Origin of the sequence: Lonsdalea britannica (genome assembly GCF_003515985.1) — a bacterium.
GTDB lineage: Bacteria > Pseudomonadota > Gammaproteobacteria > Enterobacterales > Enterobacteriaceae > Lonsdalea > Lonsdalea britannica.
Map to the genome: position 1 here is coordinate 1613566 of NZ_CP023009.1, position 16961 is coordinate 1630526.

Consider the following 16961-nt stretch of genomic DNA (forward strand, 5'->3'; position numbering starts at 1 on the left):
AGTATGGCAAATAAACGTATTGCTAGGCATGGCTATGGGCATATTGAAAATGCTGAATCGAGTTACAGTATTGATGCTCTGGCTGAACGCAGACAGGATGAGTGTTGTTCCCCACTTTCCGATCTCAGCAACGACCTTTTTGAGATCCCGAACACTACCCCGAATTTCCGCACCGAACTGGCTGGTCAGCTTGCCGAAATGGTTCCTGAAGCTGTTGCTGATGGCAAGCTGGATGTTGAAAAACTCCGTGAGTTGCTGGCCGAAGATGTGGCTGACAGTAGCGAGCGCTTTGGATTGTTCTGGCCGGGCAAAAAGCGCGCGCTGCGTGCCGCGCAAGCACCGACTACCGCTACCCTAAAACCAGACTTCGCCAATTCGAAAGAGTGGGACAAGACGCAGAATGTGTTTATCGAGGGAGACAACCTTGAGGTACTGAAGATCCTGCAACGACACTATCACAACAAGATCAAACTGATTTACATCGATCCCCCTTATAACACTGGCAAGGATTTTGTTTATCCCGATAACTACAAGGAGGGGCTGGACAGTTATCTGGAGTGGACGCGGCAGGTGAATGAGGAAGGTAAGAAAGTTTCCACCAACAGCGAGACCGAAGGGCGTTATCACACCAACTGGCTGAACATGATGTATCCGCGCCTTAAATTAGCCCGTAATCTGCTTGCTGATGATGGGGTGATTTTTATTAGTATTGATGATCATGAGGCGGATAATCTCAAGAAACTCTGCAATGAGGTCTTTGGTGAGGATAATTTTGTTGCAAATATAATTTGGCAAAAAAAGTTTAGTCGTTCGAATGATGCTAGGTACTTCTCCACAATGCATGATCATATATTGTGCTATGTAAAGTCGAGCTCTCTGACACGTATTGAAAATTCGTGGGTACTGAACTTACTTCCAAGGGGAAAGGAAATACCAGCCGGTTACTCGAATCCTGATAACGACCCTAGAGGGATTTGGACCTCTGTTGTTTTATCTGCTAAATCAGGTACAGATAAGCTTCGCTATGACATAACTACACCTAGTGGTAGAGTTTGCCCACCCCCAGATGGGCGTTTTTGGAGCGTAAGTAAACAAAAATTCGACGAGCTGGTGAGAGGTAAACGCATTTGGTTCGGTAAAGAGGGGAGTGGTACACCAAGGCTCAAAACTTTCTTTTCTGAGGTTCAAGATGGACTTAGACCAAATACTATCTGGATGCATTCAGATGTAGGGCATAATCAAGAAGCTAAACAGGAAGTAAAAGCTCTATTTGATGATAAAGCTTATTTTGATAGTCCTAAGCCTGTTCGGTTAATTGAGCACATTCTCACTATAGCTTCAAAAGAAGATAATTTTACTGTACTGGATTTCTTCGCTGGCAGTGCCACCACCGCTCATGCCGTAATGCAGCTTAATGCTGAAGACAACGGCAAACGTCGTTTTATCATGGTACAACTGCCAGAACCTACGCCTGAAGCTTCAGAAGCGCGCAAGGCAGGCTTTGCCACTATTGCTGATATCTCACGCAAGCGTATCGAACTAGCGGGCGAGAAAATAAAATCCGATGTTGCAGAAAGCAATATAGATACCGGCTTCCGCGCCTATAAGCTGACGGACACCAATTTCACCAAATGGCGCGTCACCAGCGATATCGAACCTGACAAGCTAACCCAGCATTTGCTCGACCTGCGTGGTAGTAGCGTTGATGATGCCAGTCCCGATGATCTGCTTACTGAGCTGCTGTTGAAACTTGGCTATTCGTTGAACGAACATCTCAGCATACAGACTATCGCCGGGCTGGACATCCATGCCATCGCTGGCGATGCCGACAAGCCGCGTCTGCTGGCCTACTTAAACGAGCGAACCAAACCCTCATTGGAACAATTGCGGGAACTGGTGAATGCCGAACCTACGCGCCTGATCATTTTGGAGGATGCCTTCCACGGCGACGATGAATTGAAAACCAATATTGCTCAATATGCCAGGAGCAAAGGTATTGAGCTGAGGACCGCGTGATGAACAGTCATTCTCAAAATATGGGCTTTCAATTTGATTCGCATCAGCAATATCAGCTTGATGCCATCAACGCCGTGGTGGATTTGTTCGATGGTCAGCCAAAGGAGGCCGACAAGATCGCGATTGCCTTGCGTGGCAGCGCTGTCAGCCGGGAGGGGGAGCTGGATTTATGCATTGAAGAGGAGGTTGGCGCTATCGGCAATCATCTGGTACTGGATGAAGGCACTATCCTTGCTAACTTACAAGCGGTACAGGATCGCAACGGGCTGGAGGTATGTGGAAAACTTGTTGATGATAAACTGGATTTCGACATCGAAATGGAGACCGGTACGGGTAAAACTTACGTTTATCTGCGTACCGTTTTCGAATTGGCAAAGAAATATGGCTTCACCAAGTTTATTGTTCTGGTTCCCAGCGTCGCCATCCGCGAAGGCGTGAACACCAGTATTCGCCTTATGTGCGAGCACTTCCGCAGCCTCTATCCGGCGCAGCCTTTCGACGCAAGTGTCTACAGCGGCGACAAAGCCGAGGAAGTACAGGCCTTTGCTACTGCAACCAGCGTGCAAATACTGGTGATGACGATCGATGCGATACGCGGTAACAAGAATACGCGCATCATCCACCAGCAGCGTGACAAACTCAATGGATTGCGTCCTCTGGATTACCTGAAAGGCTCGCATCCCGTGGTTATTATGGATGAACCTCAGAATATGGAATCACGGCTATCGCAGTCCGCAGTGGGCGAACTCGATCCTATATTCACGCTGCGCTACTCGGCCACGCACAAGCAGCGGCGAAATCTGGTCTATCGGCTCGATCCGGTTGACGCGCACGATCTTGGTTTAGTGAAACAGATCGTCGTAGCGGAAGTTGCTCAAAATGGCGCGGACGTGGCGCCATACGTCAAGCTGATAGAAGTGAAAGACACGAAAGCCGCGAAACTTGAACTGGCTTGTCGTAAGGCTGATGGATCCATCACTCGTGGTATCAAAAAGGTCAAACCGCATCAGGAATTGTCCGACGTCACTGGAAATCCTGCTTACGCTGGCTGGCGTATTAATGCTTTAAGCATCGCCGCGTTCGGTAACCCGGCCAGTATTGAACTGACGCCGAACGGGAGTCTGCTGTACGAAGGTGAGTCTCTTGGGGAGCAACGGGCGCAATTTACAAAGAGATGATTCGGGAAACCGTGCGTGAACATATGCGCAAGGAAGCGATGTTACGCCCGTATGGGATTAAAGTATTGAGTCTGTTTTTCGTAGACAAGGTGGCGAGTTTTCTCGGCGATGGGGTGAACAACGAAGACGCAAACGGCGAGTTCACGAAGTGGTTCGATGAGGTGTTCAGGGAAGAACGTAACAAATCGAACCTTTACCAAAAATTGCTGCCGCAGGACCCTTGTGAATTACGGCTGGCGTATTTTTCCCAACTGAAAACGCGTGGCGGAACGACCGCTGTGGATTCGTCCGGTACAACGGCGAAAGATGACGATGCCTACAAACTCATTATGCAAGACAAGCAGCGTCTGCTGGACGGCGATGAACCGGTTCGCTTTATTTTTAGCCACTCTGCATTGCGTGAAGGCTGGGACAACCCCAACGTGTTTCAGATTTGTACGCTGCGTGAAATGGGCGCGGAAACGGAACGTCGGCAGACGTTGGGGCGTGGTCTGCGCCTGCCGGTAGCGAAAACAGTAAAAGGCTATGAGCGTGTTGCCGATCGCAGCATTGCACAGCTTACGGTGGTGGCTAACGAATCTTATGCTACGTTCGCTCAGAATCTGCAAGCCGAATACAAAGACGCGGGCGTAGCCATCGGACAGCTACGACTCAATGAATTTGCCAAGCTGATGAAGCGGGATCCTCATGGCGCGATGACAGATGACATGCTGGGGTTCAAGATATCCTCTGCCATATTCAAGCATCTGGAAAAAGAAGGATTTATCAAGGATGGTGAAACAACCTCCATGTTTCTGCCGGATGCAGAAGGATTCTCATTACACTTGCCTGACGAGTTCGGGCCCTACGAATCAGATATTATCCAGTGCATCCTTAATGTGAAGTGGTTTACTGAATTTGGCCACCTGAACAGAGGTGATATGCTCACCTCAGAACAACACAGGTGCTCCAATGAAAAGAAGAAATTTTAGTCCTGAATTCAAACGCGAATCTGCTCAGCTGGTTGTCGATCAAAACTACACCGTCTCTGATGCCGCCAAGGCTATGGATGTAGGTCTTTCCACGATGACGAAATGGGTCAAACAACTGCGTGATGAGCGTCAGGGCAAAACACCAAAAGCCTCCCCGATAACGCCGGAACAAATCGAAATACGTGAGCTCAGGAAGAAGATGCAACGTATTGAAATGGAAAACGAAATATTAAAAAAGGCTACCGCGCTCTTGATGTCAGACTCCCTGAACAGTTCTCGATAATCGGGAAACTCAGGGCGCGTTATCCTGTGGCCACACTCTGCCATGTGTTCGGGGTTCATCGCAGCAGCTACAAATACTGGAAAAACCGTCCTGAAAAGCCAGACGGCAGACGGGCTATATTACGCAGTCAGGTACTTGAGCTGCATGGCATCAGCCACGGTTCGGCCGGAGCAAGAAGCATCGCCACAATGGCAACCCAGAGAGGCTACCAGATGGGGCGCTGGCTTGCCGGCAGGCTCATGAAAGAGCTGGGACTGGTCAGTTGCCAGCAGCCGACTCACCGGTATAAACGTGGCGGTCATGAGCACGTTGCTATCCCGAACCATCTTGAGCGACAGTTCGCCGTAACGGAGCCCAACCAGGTGTGGTGCGGTGATGTGACCTATATCTGGTCAGGTAAACGCTGGGCGTACCTCGCCGTTGTTCTCGACCTGTTCGCAAGAAAACCAGTGGGTTGGGCAATGTCGTTCTCGCCGGACAGCAGACTCACCATGAAGGCGTTGGAAATGGCATGGGAAACTCGCGGTAAGCCCGCTGGGGTGATGTTCCACAGCGACCAGGGCAGTCACTATACAAGCAGGCAGTTCCGGCAGTTACTGTGGCGATACAGAATCAGACAGAGTATGAGCCGGCGCGGAAACTGCTGGGATAACAGCCCAATGGAGCGCTTCTTCAGGAGTCTGAAGAACGAATGGGTGCCGGTGACGGGTTACGTAAGCTTCAGCGATGCAGCTCACGCCATAACGAACTATATCGTTGGATATTACAGTGCACTAAGACCGCACGAATATAATGGTGGGTTACCACCAAACGAATCGGAAAACCGATACTGGAAAAACTCTAACGCGGTGGCCAGTTTTCGTTGACCACTACAATGCGGGTATTGAGAGATATGTGAAGCCTGTAAGCATGAGGGCCAAGCGCAAATTTAACAAAGAACTCTATGCCTCGCCGGATTTTAAGAGACTTTGGAGCGCTATCAGCCAGAAAACGACTTATCGAGTGACAGTTAAATATCCTATGCTGATTGAGTCGTGCATAAAGGCGCTTAAGGCTGAACCCAAAATCCAGCCGTTACGTATTGATGTCACGCGTGCGGGTGTGAAGGTACTGCGAGGTGGCACGCAAGGGCGAGAGCTGGGGGCGCGGACTGTCGACCTCAAAGGCAGCTATGATCTGCCGGACATTATCGGTGAGTTGCAGCAAGGTACGTCTCTTACGCGCAAGACGCTCGTGGACATTCTCATCGGCAGCGGCAGGTTGGAGGAGTTCATTGCCAATCCGAACGACTTTATGGCGATGGTACGCCGTTGCGTAGAGGGTGAACTACAGCGTGTCATTGTCGAAGGCGTTCAGTATGAAAAGATTGGCGGCTCTGTATACGAACTCCGCGAGTTGCAATCCGATGGCCTTGCCGAAAAGGATTTCTTCAAAGAACATCTGTACCGCGTCATACATACCGAGAAAACTGATTTCGATTGTGTCGTATTTGATGGTGGGTCAGACAGTCCAGAGAGAAAGTTCGCAGAGTTTCTCGATCACCGCGAGGATATCAGGCTGTTTATGAAATTACCGCCAAGATTCCAGATTGACACGCCGGTTGGCCCTTATAATCCCGACTGGGCCATCATGAAATCCGAAGATGGCGAAGACCACATCTATATGGTTCGCGAAACTAAGAGCACCATGGATGAGCAAAAAAGGAGGCCATCTGAAAATGCCAAGATTAAGTCCGCCGAGGCACACTTCAGGGAAATTGGCGCCGAGTATGCAGTTTCAGTGCCTGAACAATGGAATATATGACATCGCTCTAGCATCGTAGGCTTATGGCGAATAGGCAGATAAAAAGCGTGTTAAACCTGTCTTCTCTTTTGCTGAAGTCAGGTTTAACGTGATTGTTTATCATAAAACTATACAAGATATAATTTTAAAAATTATCGACTCGCTACTGTTCGAATCGAGCTGCCGTCAGGGCCGGGTGCAGGCCGAATAATAGCGCGACAAGCATCGAACTGACGATCCCCTGCGGCAGTGACAGCGGTCATAGGGAAAACGCCCAGCCGGAAAATTTTACGAATAGACAAGCGGCGGTCAGACCAAACGTTGCTTCGGCAAGCGCACAGGCCACTCAGTACGATCGTCTCCAGCAAAAATTAGCGGCTAATGTCTATGGCCGTACCCCAAGGTCATGCGCACACTGATTTCGTGTCGTCGTTCGGTTATGTTCATCACCATCACATTCATTACATCCACGCCGCCCACCACCAATGCGATTCCCCCAATATTGCCCGCAACCAAGAGAAGGTACGCGACTGTTGCGGCATTCCCTCCTGTAGTTGCTGCGGGATCGTCGGCATAGGCTTGTGCCATGTCACGGCCATTCAGCAGCAGACTTCCGGTAGTAGGTTGGTCGAGTTGTCCGATGATGTTCAGCAGAGTGCTTTTGCCCCAGCCCTACTCATCACCGATGACACAGCTCTGGCCGGAAGGAATGGATAGAGAAACGCCATGCAATACCGGCTGCGTAGATGCGCCGGTATCTTAGGCATGAGTGATGTTTTTCAGTAAAAACAGAGGAGTATCACTCATCAGCTCCTCGGCAGTTCATCACGGCTACAGCTGGCGTCTCGGGCTTCTGCTCTCACTGCGGCATCGGCCAACTGACGAGCGAGCGTGGAAACGCTGCTTTGTGATTTTGATTCCGTCTCACCGGAAATAATATCGGGGTGATGACTTGTAGATACGCCCGAGCTGTTTCCCGTTGCCTTTGTTTCGCCAGAACGGAAAGAAGTTGCGGACTCAGATAGGCCATTTACATTCATTGTTATCCCTCATCATCGCTATCAGACGCGCCTGAAAAAAAATGGCACGCCTGAATATTAGGTCAAAGGGCCGGTTTATCTCATGGTCAGTTCGACGGTTAAATCATAGGTCCAGGTTTTAGCCCCTTTTACTGCCATGTTGCATCTTGCTCCATTACTTACAGTACCTTTCAGCGCCGCCATGAATTTCACCGTACTGGCCGACCATAGCGAAACTTCACCGAACCCCTGATAGAAAGCAACGCTCCGGCGCTGAGAATGGCGCTCTGCGGGCGACTTGACGCCTGTCTTGCTGGCTTTGTTGTCAGTTAACATATAAGGGTCACTCCCGTTCATCGAACTAAATGACCCGCGTTCTGACCCACAAATTCCCCGATACGAAGGGATATCAAAACGCATTGGAATGGTTTTCATGCCAACTCATTGAATCGAAACATTATAGGTCTTGATAAGAAAGCATAAAAAAGGAAGGGGGGCGGACTACGCCGTAGGCGTTGAACTGCGCGTTGACGCGCTGACCCCGAAGGGGTGAGCCGCTTGCGGCGAATCATCGAACGGGGTTCGGTGAAAAGGCAATACTCCAGAAAGCAAAAAACCAGCCAATAGGCTGGTTTTTCTGAATAAGTGGTGCCGGACTCGGGATCATATCGACGATTAATATGCTGTTTATTATTGGTTTTGTTGGTATTTCTTGTAAACAGCGCCCCCATGAAAGCCCCCATAAAAAATCACTTTGTTTTTGTGAGGGTTATTACGAAAAATCGATGTTTAAGGGCAGGGGCTCCGTTATGTGTCCAGGTCCATATATAACGCTAGAATGAGTTGGTTTAAATTTTCACCAAAAAGTCGCTTCTGAATAGACGAATAGAGTAATTTTTAAACCCGTCGACGTTTCACTCACAAATCACGCACCGCTCCTCACCGTACCAGAGTTGCGAATGCTGCAAATCCACGAATTTCCCCTCATCATCAATAAGCTCCTGAAGGGCGCTTAATCCTTCTTCTGTTTTTCGGGCTGCAAGATGCGACTCCAGACTGTCCCACCACAACTCGGCGCAACCATCAAAATCGACGGGCAATGAATTTCTTGTCTGCTGAAGCGCCGATTGCGCAGTATTATTCGCAAAGGGAACTGTCTGGATGTACTTACGAATACCAAGACGTTCTGAGTGTTTAACCACCAGTGAGGCATGTTGATTACGCCAGTAATGATCAAATTCTTCTCGCGTTAAATGGGCGCGCCTTTTGACACACATGACTAGTTTTAACATGTCGCTACTCCTGTCATTTCGGGAGTTCAAAGCTTACACTCTGACAGTGGTGTCAGAGTCAAGAGGACGTTATGCAGATTGGAAAACTGGCGGCATTGACTGGCGTTAGCATACGGATGCTTCGGTACTACGAGAGCGCAGGTTTGCTTCATCCTTCGCGAACCGACGCAGGCTATCGAAGTTTCTCGTCAGAAGATGTGGATATTCTCAGACGGATACTTATTCTGAATGGTGCAGGCTTCACGTTACCGGTTGTGCGTAGTTTGCTGAACTGCGTACATGCAGGAACCTCACCTTGCGAGGAACTAAAAGCTAAAGTGCGAGAACAACTGATGCAGATAGACCGTCAGTTTGAAGCGCTCTCGGAAAGCCGCAATCTTCTTAATAAGTTTCTTATTGACTAGCCCCTAACAATTTACCTGCTAACAGCATGCGGACAATGGATCCTACCCTTCCGATTGAACATCGTTCAAACTTACATTTGATATGTTGGAACAAAGTTTTTTGAGATAATGAGAAAAGATGAAATTTCTAATTTATAGATTCTATTAGTATTTTTGCTATACTTTTGAGATATCGTCATGCACCAGTTGAGATAACTAAACATCATGGCTCAATTTAATCACTTTGAACTCTCGCTTCTGAATCCCAGCTTTGACTCCCCTTTGGTCGATGCGCTGACGGAGCTGGAGTTACTCCGGCATCTACGGCTGGAAACCGATGTTCACCCTATCCTGTTTGCGCAGTTGAAGGCGGTTTTCCACATGTTGGAGAGTCTTGGCTCTGCAAGGATTGAGGGAAACCACACCACGCTTGCCGACTATGTTGAAAGCAAGGTTGAGGGAACACAGAGTTCGACGGATCAGCTCAAAGAAATCAACAATATTGAAGCCGCGATGGAGTTCATTGACGAATACCTGAACGATGGCGATGAGATAACGGAATATTTTATCCGCGAGTTGCATAGTCTGGCGGTAGCCGGGTTGCAACAGGAAGGCGACAGAACGCCCGGTGCATATCGACAACATAATGTCAGCATCGCTCAGTCTGACCATTTGCCGCCGGACCACATCCACGTTCCCGATTATATGGCAGAACTGACCGCCTTTATTAACCGTGCCGATAAACCAAAGTACGATCTGATGAAGATTGCACTGGTGCATCACCGCTTTGGCTGGATACATCCCTTTGGCAATGGTAATGGCAGAACGGTCAGGCTGCTGACCTATGCGTTGCTTATCAAGTATGATTTTAATGTTCAGGCTGGTGGGCGGGTTCTCAATCCGACAGCGGTATTCTGTAACGATCGTGAACTCTATTACGCCATGCTTTCGTTAGCCGATAAAGGAACGGAACAGGGGCTCGAGGAATGGTGCTTATATGTCCTTTCGGGGATCTCTTCTGAGCTGAAGAAAGTCGATCAACTGACAAACCACGCTTTTCTGAGCGAAAAGATCTTGTATCCGGCTATCGATTTTTCCTCGGAGAGAGGGCTGATAAACCCACTGGAGTCGAAAGTTCTGAAACGCGCCGTTGAGCTGGGGACGATAAAAGCAGGCGATCTCCGCGCCGTTTTACCTGATCTGAAACCGACGCAGGTGACTTACCAGCTTGGTAAGCTGATTGAGCGGGGATTGCTCCAGCCAGTAGAAGAAGGGGCTCGTACCTATACAGCGAAGTTCTCTAACTCGTATCTGATTCGTGGGGTGATTAAGGCTCTGAGGGAAGAAGGGTTTATTCCTGATTTGTGATTATTTGCATGAGTACGCAATGTCAGTGAAATTTAACATAGTATGCTCGTACCCTATATTTGCTCGGACCTGATCTGACATTATATTTGAAATTTTGACGTATCATATCAGGTCTAAGTTATTAAAAGTTACTAAAACCATTCTTTAGGAATGAGCCCGTCACCTTTATTTTTCCAGCATGCAGATTCGTGGATATTACTTACTTTTCCCCATATTGATTTATCGGCGTGTTCCAATACGATAATTTGAAAATTGTAACTATTTTCTTCAATCGCGGATGAAAGTATTTCGAAAATTTGTCGTGTTGCAGTAATGTCGTCATGTCTGGTTATTTGTAAATCTCCATTTTTATCTGCCTGATCTAATATATTTTCGCCAGAGTCAGCGCTAGGGAAATAGACCTGACTGGGCTGATCTATCACCAGAAAACTAAAAGGGGGTAATGTAAATCTGTCCGCATGAGATAAGAATTCATGAAAAGCTAAGAATACTGAAATATGATATCCCATCCAATTGGCACCGCTACCAACCTCCCATAAATATTCATTTTTGCTATATGTTGATGCTTTAAAGCTTAATGTTAGTTCTTTTTTGTCAAAGTTAATATCACCCCGACGATCAAGTTCAAACTTGTCCACATATTTTTCGATAAGTGAATTTATTTTTTTATAAACAGAATATTCTAAATTCTCTCGATTTGATGTTTTGAAATATTGTTCAAGTGGAGTCAGTTGAGTATTAATTTCTTTGATCTTCTCGCCGATGTCATCAGTGTTTTTCACCTTATTTAGTGATGACAATGTCTCCTGAATTCGGCCAATTATAACATATACTTTATTTAATGAGTCATTGGTTGCTTTATCTATATTTTCAAATTGAAATTTTTGTTTTCTTATATTTTGAAGTTCATCTTGTTGGTTTCTTAGTTCTTTTTTTAGATTGTTTAACTCTTTATCTGCAACAGGATTATCAAAGAGTGCATTGGACATTATATTAATTTTTGAAACTTTTCTCTCAAGGTTATTAACAACAGCAGATAAAGCGTTCGTCTTTGATCCACAAGCAATACATTCTCCATTGGGTGATAAATTTTCTTTGAGCCAGTAAAAACCTACAATATGTTCTTGTTCTTTCCTTACTGCTTGAGCGAAATATTTTCCTTTAGAAAATAATTGCTCATAATTTCTTATTTTTACTCGCAAGGAATCAACTTCTCTTTGTTTTTCCTCTCCGAGAATATTAAGTCTTTTTAATTGTTCATTTGTGTATTCATAATTTGGAGTATTTAATAGTTTGCTAAGATTCCCTTCGAGGTAAGTTTTATTGATGAATGTAAGCCTGTCAACCTTATAATCTGTATCCTTTTCTTGTTCTTCTGGGGAAGGTGTTAATCCTAATTCAATACACCCTCTCCATAAACGATCGACTTCAAAATCCCAACCGGCCAAAGCTTTTTTATTAACCTCTTGTTGTTTATGTAATGAATCAAGTCTTTTTTGTAGATCTACACGTTCTTTTTCTTTTATCATATATTCACGATTAATTATACCTAATGCGAAAGGCATAACTCTTTGTAATCGTTCTTTATTCTGATAGGAATCGGCTTTAAAAAATAATGTATAGGGATTTGCAACAATGTGTTGTGGTAAAAAATTTAACGCGGCCATGTCTCTATAAGAAGCTCTGGCATCAAAACCTGGTCTTTCGTTATCCTCTGACTGAGGAAGATCGCTTAATTGGACTAATTGGTTAAATTTATTCTTAAATGCAGAATTATTGTGAGTGGTATTCAGTTCAAGCGGAAGTTCTTCTGGGCAAAGTGAAAGGCAAAACTCATTGCTTACAGATTTGTTCCCCGGCGTTTTGCGAGCAATAAGATATTTGTATCCCTGAATATCAACAGTTAAGCCAAACCACATAACGGATTCTCGAATTATCCCGACAGGGATAGCACATTTACTAGCCCCAAGGCAGTAATCAATTATTGATATAATCGATGATTTTCCTGTTCCACTAATTCCATGAATGATACTTATTTTATCTTTTTTAAAAGAGATCTTACGAAGCTCATTTTCAGGATTAGTTGGCCAAAGAATCAGTGAGTCAATCATGAATTTCATAATGATTTCCCTAAAAGTAAGCTATAAAGTAAAGGAGTATCCATATGGTAGAACCAGTTTGCCAGCCGAATTATAGTTTTACTCATATCAGAAGGTAATGTTTTTTTTACATTAGTCGGCCATTTTGCAGGACTTCTTTTGAACAGAATTTTATTATCTGCTTCGACTTTAATTAATAGTCCTGATGAAACAGCGAAATTTAATCCCTGAAGTGTTATGCCACTATAATCAGCAATGCGTTGATTTATATTTGATTTTATTATTGGGGTTGCTTGTATAACAACATCTAACGGTGTTGATGATTTTTTTGTTTTTATTGCTTCTCGGCTGATTTTATTCCATGTAAATGGTAGTATAAGAAGAAATTGCATTAGATCTGGAACGCGATCGTCAATAGATAATTTCTCGTACTCTTCTACGAAAAGTACAAATAAAAAACAAGCAAGTGAACTGTTGTTAATGATGTTTTTATCCATGTAAAACATAATTATTCGACCTTGTGTTTTTTATAACTATTATGCCAGTATATAAATGATTTTTTTTCGGGATTATTTGCTAATTCGTGATAATTTCCGATAGTGAAATAGGAATTATCCGTATCGTTACCATCGAGAGATGCTTTATAGTTTGGGCTCATGGTTTCTGAATATATTTTTTGAAAGTAAGATAATTTCTTTTCATGCGTATTTTCCGATTCAGGTAAGCTGAATTTTATATTTAACCATCTATTATAAAGTTCATCGTCACGATCTTCCCATGCAGAAGGTGACACTTCACCTATATCTAGTAATCTGACTCTTTCAGCATAAAATGCCCAATAGTTGGACAGGGCGTGGATACAGGCATCAGCACTTTGACCAATATCTTGAAGTTGTTTAATAAAAGTATGACTAGTTCCATCATTTTCTAAATATTCTTTATATGAAGTTTTGAACATAGGTTGGTCAATGAAATTCCTACGCTTTATTTTACTGCTTTCAGCATGTAATAAATTAAAAAACGGTTCTTTTGTTAATTCGATAGGTTGCTTGGCTTTCCATGCTGACTGGCATTTATCCACAATTAAGCCCAATAACGACTGATATATTGTTTCTGAATGCTTTTTGATTTCTGATGGGAGGTGCAATAGGTTTATTGTTGCGCGTTTAGTTTCAAGGCCTGAAATAGTCCCGTGGTTATCAAGTAATACAATGTTTTTAACCAAAAAATTAAGGTCATCTTCAGAGTAATTAAGTACTTGCTTTGCAATTTCTTTTACTGCTCCTGTAATAGCATCCGCCTGTTTCCTTAATTCTCCTAATGCTATTTTTATTTGTTCATCTGTTTGTGCTTTGGAAAGTAAGTTGGCAAGGGTGTTTGCACCTACATTTTTGTTAGTTACTAAACAATAAGAAATTTCCTCGTATTTTTCTCGAGCACCTTTCATTGTTGAAAGCCAGATATGTAAAGTATGCCAGAGATTCTTGCTACTATCCTGATAGGGTTGTCCACTGATATCCAAAGCGTGTTTATCTTGCTCAAAAGAGACATGAAGCTGACCGTTATTGAATGAAATTTCTTCTACTACATCATCTGCGGTTTCAATTCCAAATACCGCAGAATCATGCTCACTAGCAAAGATGCGATACAGTGCGCGCTCAATCTGATAAAGAAAACCTAAAAATTTAGAACTGGCTTCTTGAGTGACCATTTTTTAATCATCACCTGTATAAAATTACATATGAATTTGTCTAAATAACTGTTCATACATCAAAAGTGACATTTCATGAGATATAGAATCATTCAAGCGCAAATTTTCACCTGATGCAATAACATTATTCATGTTATATGATTGTAAACTAATACATATGTGACGTGTATATATATACCTGCGCTACCGTATTTATGATTTGATTATTTCATCCGGAAACTTCTTGCTGTTTTTCATCGCCAGTCGTAGCATATTTGCGTACCTGCAAAATCAGGTGCCGGGATTGGTCTCCCGAATACCATACTGGCGACATATGACGCGCCTTGCGTCTTTTTTTATGTCGTAATGCTTAGCTATGCCGAATTATGGTGGGCTGGGCGGGGGCACCGCAAGGTGCGCCGGTTCCAGTATGGCCGGTAAGACCAACTCCGTTCAGTCCACCACCAGTAAGATTGGTCTCTTCGGTGATGGTTTAAACATCACATACTGGAGGCTGCCCTATGGCTACAACCCTCGATCAAACTCATCCGTTACTTTCCCACCCTTTTAATGCCGATACAGATTTCACCGTACTGGCCGATCATTGTGAAAAGTGCGCAGATACTCAGGCGGAAAGCTACGATCCTGTACTGAAGATGGCTCTCTGCGGTCGGTTCGCCGCCGGTCTTGCGCTGCTGAAACCGGGCCTAAGCGATCCCATTCCGCCTCACCTGATAGACAGCCTAACCGTTGATACCTTGCCCACAAATTCTCCCCGTTTTGCCCCCGATGCGGATACGCTTTGCGATTACTGTTTTACCCTGACTCAGCTTCTGCTTTGCCGGATGTTTCCACCACAAGCGGAAGAACAATTGCGTTGGCTTCTGGCGGAACTGGTTGATTACTTTGCCGCTGAACTGAAAGCCCCGCGCTGGATACGTACAGCGGATGGTGTGAAATGTATTAATGAGGAGGCGGTATGAATCAACAGGACTGGCATTCCGCCGATATTATTGCGGCGCTGAAAAAGCGGGGAACGTCGATGGCGGCGGTTTCGCGTAACGCGGGGCTGGCCTCTTCCACGCTGGCGAATGCGCTGACAAAACACTGGCCCAAGGGAGAACGGCTGATTGCGGAAGCGTTGGGTGTTGCGCCTGCGGAAATCTGGCCTTCCCGTTACCGCAAGCCAGAGGAGCACTAAAGTAAAACAATCTCTCCCGTCCTGTTATCGGCGAACGCAGATAACAGGACGGGAGAAGGCAAGCGAAGCGTGGCAGCTTGTTATTCATGAAGTGATCAAAAAATCAATAAACAACTGTGTAAAAGCAAAAAACAGTTTTCTCTTTCTGCCTTGTTGCCACGGGTGTAAGTTTTCACCTGCACAAAATGCTTCACGACCTGAGAGAAGCGCCTGATGAATCAGGATGGTCGTCCCTTATGGCGGCTACCTTTGTAAACTGCCAGACCGTCTAACAGACGGTTGAGGTCATCCTTCACTCTCTACACCAGTCTATAAACGTGACGGGCCGCGGCCTGCAAAGACAGCGGCTTTGCTGCCGCGTGACCGCAATCCTGCACCAGAATTTCAATTTTTAATCACTGTGCCAGTCCAGTGCGTCACTTTAACCGCGCAACGCGGGAAAGTGACGCACCAACGCCCTTTCACTGCACCAGACAATTTAGCTGCGCCAACGCACGGCGGGATTCCGACACCGTGATTCCACCCACTTTCACTCACAGGAGAACGTGAACCGATACCGGAGGGGGATCAGGACGATCTGGGGGATAACCCGCGCAAGCGGGCGGCTGCTCAGAGAGCACAACCGAAGCCCCACAACACCTCAACGGCTGCCGCCCCGGCGCTCAGGTATCGTTCGCAGCCCGACCCATCATTCAGGGCTATCGGCCTACGCGCCGGGGAAAAGTTGTATCAGATTTTGGAGTTGCGGCAATCATGAAAGGGGGAAGAGAAGATGAGTTTTCTGGAGCAGGAAATGAAAATGCTGGCGCGGCAGGCGGGTGGCAGTCATAAAACTGTCCACGATCGCATGGCGCTGGCGCAGCGATTTTGTGAGCGCTTGCTGGAACAGAATGTACAGATCCGCCGGGTGGAGCAACTGAAAGCGCGGCATATTGAGAATTACGTTCGGGAACGACTGGATCAGGGCATAACGAAACGTAGCCTGCAAAACGAGATGGCGGCGATCCGCTGTCTGTTGAAGCAGGCCGGGCGTGATCGGTTAGCAGCCAGTGAACGGCTGTCCAATAAATCGCTCGGCTTGTCCGGCGCATCCCGCAACGGCACCCGGCGGGCGATTACGGCGGAGTATTATTGGCAGGTGCTGGAAATCGCTCGCGCAAAAGACGCCGGGATGGCGGCGGCGCTGGAACTTTCAAAGTTGATGGGCCTGCGTTCACAGGAAGCAGTGCAGTGCGCGCAATCGCTTAGGACGTGGAAACAGGCGCTGGAACGCGGTGAATCCCGGCTGACCGTGGTGTTCGGCACCAAAGGTGGGCGGCCCCGCGAGACGGTGATTTTGGATGCTGGCGCAGTCAGAAAAGCGCTGGAAAATGCGTTGGCTGTGGCGGAACAACGCAACGGCAGGCTGATTGATAAACCCGATCTGAAAAGCGCGATGAAGTACTGGCACGGTCAGGCTTCGCGTATCGGCTTGACCGGCGCATATTCCCCGCATTCATTGCGCTACGCCTGGGCGAAGGATGCCATTCGCCATTACCTGGCGCAGAGATTCAGTGAAAAAGAGGCTCTGGCATTGGTCGCGATGGATTTAGGCCACGGCGACGGGCGCGGGCGTTATGTGGCGCAGGTTTACGGACGGCGGGGAGAGGAGTGAGTTTCCGTGCTGGTGCAGCCGTTGA

At 46.3% G+C, this 16961-nt stretch carries 16 protein-coding genes; 10 read left to right on the top strand and 6 right to left on the bottom strand.

Features of this window, described 5'->3' with window-relative positions:
* Positions 1–3 precede the first annotated feature (3 nt).
* From CKQ53_RS07570 to CKQ53_RS07585, 5 genes are all read left to right on the top strand, one after another.
* A complete protein-coding gene (locus tag CKQ53_RS07570) occupies positions 4–2016 on the top strand; it encodes a site-specific DNA-methyltransferase (protein ID WP_094118682.1) in 2013 nt (670 codons plus the stop codon).
* Positions 2016–3194: a DEAD/DEAH box helicase family protein gene (locus CKQ53_RS18685; RefSeq protein ID WP_244201015.1), complete on the top strand. Its 1179-nt coding sequence runs from the start codon at positions 2016–2018 to the stop codon at positions 3192–3194. The genes CKQ53_RS07570 and CKQ53_RS18685 overlap by 1 nt, the downstream gene beginning before the upstream one ends.
* Positions 3191–4165 carry a hypothetical protein gene (locus CKQ53_RS18690; protein WP_244201016.1) on the top strand — a complete coding sequence of 325 codons (975 nt, stop codon included), beginning with the start codon at positions 3191–3193 and terminating at the stop codon, positions 4163–4165. Before CKQ53_RS18685 ends, CKQ53_RS18690 begins: the two co-directional genes overlap by 4 nt.
* A protein-coding gene (locus tag CKQ53_RS07580; protein ID WP_118894811.1) for an IS3 family transposase occupies positions 4146–5314 on the top strand; the annotation gives its coding sequence in 2 pieces (ribosomal slippage) (positions 4146–4395 and positions 4395–5314; 1170 coding nt in all). The genes CKQ53_RS18690 and CKQ53_RS07580 overlap by 20 nt, the downstream gene beginning before the upstream one ends.
* A gap of 28 nt (positions 5315–5342) precedes the next feature.
* Positions 5343–6251 carry a restriction endonuclease gene (locus CKQ53_RS07585; RefSeq protein ID WP_244201017.1) on the top strand — a complete coding sequence of 303 codons (909 nt, stop codon included), beginning with the start codon at positions 5343–5345 and terminating at the stop codon, positions 6249–6251.
* Between the two features lie 440 nt (positions 6252–6691).
* On the opposite strand, the gene CKQ53_RS18570 is transcribed toward CKQ53_RS07585, so the two are convergent.
* The 3 genes from CKQ53_RS18570 to CKQ53_RS07600 form a co-directional block, all read right to left on the bottom strand.
* On the bottom strand, positions 6692–6829 hold the full coding sequence (locus tag CKQ53_RS18570) for a hypothetical protein (protein WP_176223472.1): 138 nt from the start codon (positions 6827–6829) through the stop codon (positions 6692–6694).
* Between the two features lie 516 nt (positions 6830–7345).
* On the bottom strand, positions 7346–7684 hold the full coding sequence (locus CKQ53_RS18390; protein WP_162896333.1) for a hypothetical protein: 339 nt from the start codon (positions 7682–7684) through the stop codon (positions 7346–7348).
* A 479-nt stretch (positions 7685–8163) separates the two neighbouring features.
* On the bottom strand, positions 8164–8541 hold the full coding sequence (locus CKQ53_RS07600) for an EthD domain-containing protein (protein ID WP_085653831.1): 378 nt from the start codon (positions 8539–8541) through the stop codon (positions 8164–8166).
* Positions 8542–8612: 71 nt separating this feature from the next.
* Here CKQ53_RS07600 and CKQ53_RS07605 point away from each other — a divergent pair, with 71 nt between their 5' ends.
* On the top strand, positions 8613–8945 hold the full coding sequence (locus CKQ53_RS07605; protein ID WP_085653832.1) for a MerR family transcriptional regulator: 333 nt from the start codon (positions 8613–8615) through the stop codon (positions 8943–8945).
* 204 nt (positions 8946–9149) lie between these two features.
* On the top strand, positions 9150–10292 hold the full coding sequence (locus CKQ53_RS07610; RefSeq protein WP_094118229.1) for a Fic family protein: 1143 nt from the start codon (positions 9150–9152) through the stop codon (positions 10290–10292).
* 131 nt (positions 10293–10423) lie between these two features.
* Here CKQ53_RS07610 and CKQ53_RS07615 read toward each other — a convergent pair whose 3' ends face one another.
* The 3 genes from CKQ53_RS07615 to CKQ53_RS07625 are packed head-to-tail and all read right to left on the bottom strand — an operon-like array spanning position 10424 to position 14102.
* Positions 10424–12412, bottom strand: coding sequence for a DUF3732 domain-containing protein (locus CKQ53_RS07615; RefSeq protein WP_094118230.1), 1989 nt, complete (start codon positions 12410–12412; stop codon positions 10424–10426).
* Entirely contained in the window at positions 12409–12897 is a 489-nt protein-coding gene (locus CKQ53_RS07620; protein WP_094118231.1) for a three component ABC system middle component, read from the bottom strand. The genes CKQ53_RS07615 and CKQ53_RS07620 overlap by 4 nt, the downstream gene beginning before the upstream one ends.
* A 2-nt stretch (positions 12898–12899) precedes the next feature.
* Positions 12900–14102 (bottom strand): ABC-three component system protein, encoded by a 1203-nt coding sequence (locus CKQ53_RS07625; protein WP_094118232.1) that lies wholly within the window; start codon positions 14100–14102, stop codon positions 12900–12902.
* A gap of 500 nt (positions 14103–14602) precedes the next feature.
* Between CKQ53_RS07625 and CKQ53_RS07630 the strand changes: the two genes are divergently transcribed.
* The 3 genes from CKQ53_RS07630 (at position 14603) to CKQ53_RS07645 (ending at position 16936) form a co-directional block, all read left to right on the top strand.
* Complete coding sequence (locus CKQ53_RS07630; protein WP_094118233.1) at positions 14603–15064, top strand: hypothetical protein; 462 nt, start codon at positions 14603–14605, stop codon at positions 15062–15064.
* Entirely contained in the window at positions 15061–15282 is a 222-nt protein-coding gene (locus CKQ53_RS07635; RefSeq protein WP_094118234.1) for a helix-turn-helix domain-containing protein, read from the top strand. Before CKQ53_RS07630 ends, CKQ53_RS07635 begins: the two co-directional genes overlap by 4 nt.
* A 772-nt stretch (positions 15283–16054) precedes the next feature.
* Positions 16055–16936 carry an integrase domain-containing protein gene (locus tag CKQ53_RS07645; protein WP_094118235.1) on the top strand — a complete coding sequence of 294 codons (882 nt, stop codon included), beginning with the start codon at positions 16055–16057 and terminating at the stop codon, positions 16934–16936.
* Positions 16937–16961: the final 25 nt, after the last annotated feature.